Source organism: Okeania sp. SIO2B9 (assembly GCF_010672505.1).
GTDB lineage: Bacteria > Cyanobacteriota > Cyanobacteriia > Cyanobacteriales > Microcoleaceae > Okeania > Okeania hirsuta.
Genome location: NZ_JAAHGK010000403.1, coordinates 1 through 5,681, shown reverse-complemented (window position 1 = coordinate 5,681; position 5,681 = coordinate 1). Strand labels below are relative to the sequence as shown.

Sequence of the window (5,681 nt, the reverse complement as noted above, 5' to 3'; positions counted from 1 at the left end):
AAATCAAAAAATTAGCAAGCATTTCCTGCGGAATGCTGCGCAAACAGCTATTAGCTGTCAACTCTCAGCTCTCATGAGGGGGTTTGAATAAATATAGACTTTCAAGCCAGCTTTTATAGTAAGTATCAATTATGACTCAATTAGTAAAGCTTTTATATAAAATTAAAAGCAATAGCTGATAGCTGGCGGCTGAATGCTTACAGAAATAAAGCAGAAATAATTAGTAGTAAAATATTATAAATTTTCAAAGAATATGACCTATTTGTGGTTAGCATTAGCAAGTATTGTTGGGTGGTTTGTCAGTACTCTAGCAGGTGGCGGTAGTTCATTTATCTTAATGCCAGTCATTGGTTTATTTTTAGGAGCTTTAGCCATCCCACCAATTATTACAACTGGAGGAATGATTGGTAATGCTGAACGTGCTTTTACTTATCGGCAAAAAATTAACTGGACAGTGATTTTTTGGGAACTACCTGGTGCTATTGTTGGTGCTTGTTTGGGGGCATTTATGTTGACCCAAATTTCTGTAGAATGGCTGAGTTTTTTAGTAGGATTATTTCTAGTTATCTCTGGGATAAATTTAATTATTAAGAATCAAGACCAATCTTTTACTGTTCGTGCTTGGTATTTTTTACCAGCAGGTTTTATTTATTCCTTTTTGTCTGGCATTATTGGTAGTATGGGACCGATACTTGCACCTTTTTACCTGAAATTTGGCTTGGAAAAAGAGGAACTATTAGGCACTCAAGCAATGAACCGGATGGTAATTCATATTATTAAGGTGATCGTCTACGCCATTTTTGGTACTTTAACTTTGCCTTTGTTTGGATATGGAATACTCATAGGAATAGCTGCTTTTCCAGGTAATTGGTTGGGTAATTTAGTATTAGAAAAAATTAGTCCGCAATTGTTCCGTCAGTTAGTAATTATTTTTGTGCTTTTTAGTGGTGTCTTTATTCTCTGGGAACAAAGGAATATATTAATATTGTGGTAGATTTGGCAGTAATGCTAAAAAAATTTAACCAATATTTTTGTAAGCACTCAGCTATTAGTATTTCCTACGGAATGCTGTGCAAAAAGATGCATGAACGTAAAGGACTTACTAAGGTTAGCTTATTACCTTTTTCTTTCCTGCGGAATGCTGCATAAACATAATTTTGAATTCTCCTTCTAAGATAATAAGTTAATAACTGATAACTGATAACTGATAGCTGAATACTGAATGCTTATATCAAATCCGTTTAATTCGGTATAAAAACATTCTTGATCTTCACCATTACTAAATCTTCATAAATTTTTTCCCTCCTGACTCCTGACTCCTACTTCAAAAGATTTTATACCGATGCTAACGGATTTGATCTTACATATTTTTTTGGGATGATAACAAAATTTCATCCACGTTTTCTAAGGTCATTTTTTGTCGGTCGGCTAAATTTTTAATTGTTTGAGTAATAGCTTGAATTTGGAAGTTGTCTAAATTCAAACCAAGTTGAATAGCACGATGATTAATACTATTTTTACCTGTAAGTTTATGGTTAATTAAAATTGACCGATTCAAATCAAAATCAGTGGGATTTATTGCTTCATAAGTTCTAGAATTATTGAGCATTGCTTTAGTATGAACTCCTGCTTTATGATTAAATGCAGCTTCCCCTACGATACAATGATTGAAAGGAATAGAAAGTTCAATTTTTTCCGCTACTAATTGATTTAATTTATGGAGATAAGATAGAGAATATTTATTGTTTAAAGTTTGTGGATCGAGGGTATAAAGACGAGCAATTAATCCAGCTAAAGGAGTAATGCCATTACGTTCACCAATCCCTAAAACAGTTGTATCAATATGAGTTGCCCCTGCTTCAAAAGCAGTAAAACTATTAGCAATTGCACAACCTGTATCATTATGAGCGTGAAATTCTATATCCTCACAAAAACATTGTCTCATATTTTGAATTAGTTGATAAACCTGGTGAGGAGTTGCTATACCTACTGTATCAGCTACTCCAAAACGATTGACTATTCCTAATTTATTAATTGCTAAATAGACTCGCAGTAAATCTGAAAGAGAGCTACGGAATGAATCTTCAGTAGAAAAACGCAATTCTGCTTGAGGATTTTGTTGATGAATAAAACTGATAACTTCTGTAGCTATATCAATAATTTCTTCAATACTTTTACGGTGACCAAATTGACGTAAAATTTGTGAAGTACTGATAAACAGATTAATGCCATCTACACCTGTATCTAGGGCTATTTTTGCATCTTCTAGATGGCAACGAATGTGGGTGACAACTTTAGCTTGTAAATCTAATTGAACTAATTTTTGACAATCTTGATAGGATTGAGGAGAAGCTCTCGGAGAAGTAACTTCTATGTATTCTACTCCAAATTGATCTAATCCTCGAGCTATTTCAATTTTATCACTCGTAGAAAAGTTAGATTTAAAAAATTGTTCTCCTTCTCGCAGAGTAGAATCAACTATGGCTAATTTACTTAATAGCATTTGTTTTAGTTTAGGCATAATTCTATAATTTTCAGCTAAACATATTACAGGAATTATGGTTAGTATGGTTAATTACAATTAATGTCACAAAAAAATGCTATATATTAAAAATATTTAAGAAGATTTAAGAACATTTAAGTTATTGTTAAAATCTATAGCAAAGCAGTCTTATTTGAGTTGTGAGATATTGTAGATTTTAGGGAATAGGGAACAGGGAACAGGGAACAGGTATGGGAGAAACACCGAAGCAATAAAATTATCACAAATGATTTAGGATTGCTATAGTAACCCTCAATCTTAAATTCTAATTAATATTTTTATAGTTATTTGAGTAAATTATATCAATTTGGAAAAAGAATGTTACGAATAATCAGGGCAATTAAAATACTTTATCGGAGATGTCTCTTGGACTAAAAAGATAAATTACAACCTAAAAACTGGTATTAAAGCCATTGATTCTGACTCGGTCCGACTGACTTCCCCTCCTGGGAGGGGGAGGGGCGAGGGGTGGGTTAACTCCTAAGAAATATCCTAGCTATTTGTAGGAAAAATTTATCAATTTGGTATTATAGCGTTTCTCAAGTTACTGAGGTACAGTTATTTTTCTTCTTTTCTACTTCCTACTCCCTAAAAAAATGAATATAGTCGAGAAAACAGCTTCTTAAAAATATTCTATGACTACTTTTAAACAGAATATAAAGTTAATAAAATCTGGAAAGTTTTAGGTAAAAATATCTTTGAATTTAGGGAACGGGAAATAAGAGTCTTTTCAGTTATCAGTTATCACTACCTCTAGCTGAAGCAAAAAGCTTAACATCAGGAATATTCTCTTTTGACTCAGTCCTCCTACTAAAAAAAACTGTGTTTATGATAGGGGAGCATTCCCCCATCAACAAAATAGTAGGAGACTTAAACCCTCGAATTTTTAAGTAATAAGTAAGCAAGAATTTTTTGAGTTAGTTGTTGAGGTGAAAACTTAGTAGTATCTAAAAGCAAAGTTCGCTCAGGAGCAATTGTCTGTAAAGCTGTTTTTGTTGCTTCCGAATCATAATTTCTGCTCTCCTCAACCAGAATGTTTAATCGTTCGCAAACATCTACAGAGTTATATACTCCTCTTTCCAGTAGAGTTAAAATTTCCTGCTCTTCATCAAAGGTAAATAAATTGGATGCTTCGGGTATACCAAAGTCAGAAAAACTCATAATTTTTTGGGAATTAACTACTTCATTATCTGGATATTTTGTAATTCTATCGAAAGCATCACTTCTAGTTAAAAGACGTTTTAAGCGAACTGATAATGGAGCATCCAAAATTATAAATTTAGCTTTTTTCAAAGTATTAGCAGCATAAGTAACTTCATTTTCTCCTCGTAAACCATCAAAAATTAATGGACGATTAATTAAAGAGGGATTAACTTGTAACTGGGCTAAAATATGACCCATACCACCGGGAAAACTTTTTTGATACTGACGAGTATATTTGAAGCGGTCTATACGACAAGTTGTTTGAACATTTTGCTCATTTGTGGCTTGAATATAAGGAATAATTAATTCTGTTGTTAGGGTGCGTCGATTTGGAAGTAAAGTGAAATCTAATCCAGATTCAGTTAATTTATTAATGACTGTGCTTTTCCCTACACCAGTTAAACCTACAATAATTACTAGAGCTTTATTTTTGATAGATACCCAATCTTGAGGTAGAGGTGTACCAATACCAATTCCCGACTGTAACTGTTGAAAAGTTTGATTAGTTTTAGTTATAGTTTGAATCATTTTAAGTTAAGTTTATGAAAAATTGAAATTATTTTATTTAGATAGGTATTATATACGATAAATCTTAAAAAAAAATAAATAAGATGAGAAAGCATATTTTAAAAGCTCGATGTAACACTGTTCATTTAGGAGGTTTTTCCCATAAACTAGAACCAGCATTAATCATTAATTCTGGCGATCGCATTGATGTAGAAACTTACACGGGTTATTATCTTTACGACAGAGCACCTAGAGAATTTCTCACTCCAGAATTTCTAGAAATTTGTCACCATTTACCAGCAGAAAGAAAAGTTGGTGTTGGTCCTCATTTATTAACTGGACCAATATATATTAATGATGCTAAACCAGGAGATGTATTAGAAATTATTCTGGAAAATATTTACCCTAGTTTACCGATGGGTTTTAATTCAATTCGTCCGGGATGGGGTGCATTACCCGAACAATTTACAGAAGCAAAACTAAACTTTATTCCATTAGATTTAGAAAAAAAGATAGCTGAATTTCCTCTTAATAGTGGGATAAAAATTCCACTTCAACCATTTTTTGGAATTCTCGGAGTTGCTACAGAAAATACTCAACGTTCATCTATTCCTCCTGGTATTTATGGGGGAAATATTGACTGTCGAGAATTACAAGTTGGTTCGCGAATTTTTTTACCTGTTTTTGTGCCTGGTGGTTTATTTTCTATTGGTGATGGTCATTCTGCACAGGGCGATGGAGAAATAAATGTAACGGCAATTGAAACTTCAATGAATGGTACTATTCAGATTAAGGTTAGGCAAGATTTACAACTAATTTTTCCCATGGCAGAAACATCGACTGATATTATTTCGTTTGGTTTTGGCAATACTTTAGATGCTGCTTTTGAATTAGCTTTAAAGCAAATGATTAGTTGGTTAGAAAATTTTGTTGGGTTGAGTGCTGAAGATGCTTATAGTTTGTGTTCTATTGCTGTGAATTTTCATATTACTCAAGTTGTGAATAATCCTCATAAAGGAGTTCATGGAATGTTACCAAAATCAATATTACCCGCAATAAACTCTATCATATAGAAGAAATTATCTTAAAAAGCTGAATGCGAGCGCATTCCGCACCGAGGAGCTGACTGCTAATAGCTGAAATTACATTCTGCGTAGGTGTTTAGATACCATAAAAAAGAGGCAAGATTTTTCCTTCTTTTTTCTTCCTTCTACTATAAAATAATAATCTAGTTATCGGTCTTAACTTTTTTGCCATTCAGTAAAGCAAGAGGATGAACTTTTTTGCTGTTTTATTTGCTTGAATTTTTAATGCCTGATCAAAAGTAGCGATCGCCTCTTCATAGCGGTGTAGTTTTCCAAGTATAGCGCCTAAGTTATGTAAAACATCAACATTAGCAGTTAAATTTTGGGAACTGAGAGCAGCAAGG

The 5,681-nt window shown here is 33.0% G+C and carries 5 protein-coding genes; 2 read left to right on the top strand and 3 right to left on the bottom strand.

Annotated elements, in window-relative coordinates:
* Positions 1–253: 253 nt before the first annotated feature.
* Positions 254–994: a sulfite exporter TauE/SafE family protein gene (locus F6K13_RS15495; RefSeq protein ID WP_124154496.1), complete on the top strand. Its 741-nt coding sequence runs from the start codon at positions 254–256 to the stop codon at positions 992–994.
* A gap of 366 nt (positions 995–1,360) precedes the next feature.
* Here F6K13_RS15495 and lysS read toward each other — a convergent pair whose 3' ends face one another.
* Both lysS and F6K13_RS15485 read right to left on the bottom strand, forming a co-directional pair.
* Positions 1,361–2,521: a homocitrate synthase gene (gene lysS / locus F6K13_RS15490; protein WP_240039064.1), complete on the bottom strand. Its 1,161-nt coding sequence runs from the start codon at positions 2,519–2,521 to the stop codon at positions 1,361–1,363.
* Positions 2,522–3,412: 891 nt separating this feature from the next.
* Positions 3,413–4,273 carry an AAA family ATPase gene (locus F6K13_RS15485; RefSeq protein ID WP_124145954.1) on the bottom strand — a complete coding sequence of 287 codons (861 nt, stop codon included), beginning with the start codon at positions 4,271–4,273 and terminating at the stop codon, positions 3,413–3,415.
* 83 nt (positions 4,274–4,356) lie between these two features.
* Between F6K13_RS15485 and F6K13_RS15480 the strand changes: the two genes are divergently transcribed.
* Positions 4,357–5,325 (top strand): acetamidase/formamidase family protein, encoded by a 969-nt coding sequence (locus tag F6K13_RS15480; protein WP_124154497.1) that lies wholly within the window; start codon positions 4,357–4,359, stop codon positions 5,323–5,325.
* A 184-nt stretch (positions 5,326–5,509) separates the two neighbouring features.
* Here F6K13_RS15480 and F6K13_RS35185 read toward each other — a convergent pair.
* The coding region (locus F6K13_RS35185) for a tetratricopeptide repeat protein (protein ID WP_353735668.1) at positions 5,510–5,681 on the bottom strand (172 nt) is incomplete at its 5' end.

What these genes read in the sequence shown, in the direction of transcription:
- F6K13_RS15485 (WP_124145954.1), bottom strand. Translation starts at nt 4,273, where the DNA reads ATGATTCAAACTATAACTAAAACTAATCAAACTTTTCAACAGTTACAG.
- F6K13_RS15495 (WP_124154496.1), top strand. Translation starts at nt 254, where the DNA reads ATGACCTATTTGTGGTTAGCATTAGCAAGTATTGTTGGGTGGTTTGTC.
- lysS (WP_240039064.1), bottom strand. Translation starts at nt 2,521, where the DNA reads ATGCCTAAACTAAAACAAATGCTATTAAGTAAATTAGCCATAGTTGAT.
- F6K13_RS15480 (WP_124154497.1), top strand. Translation starts at nt 4,357, where the DNA reads ATGAGAAAGCATATTTTAAAAGCTCGATGTAACACTGTTCATTTAGGA.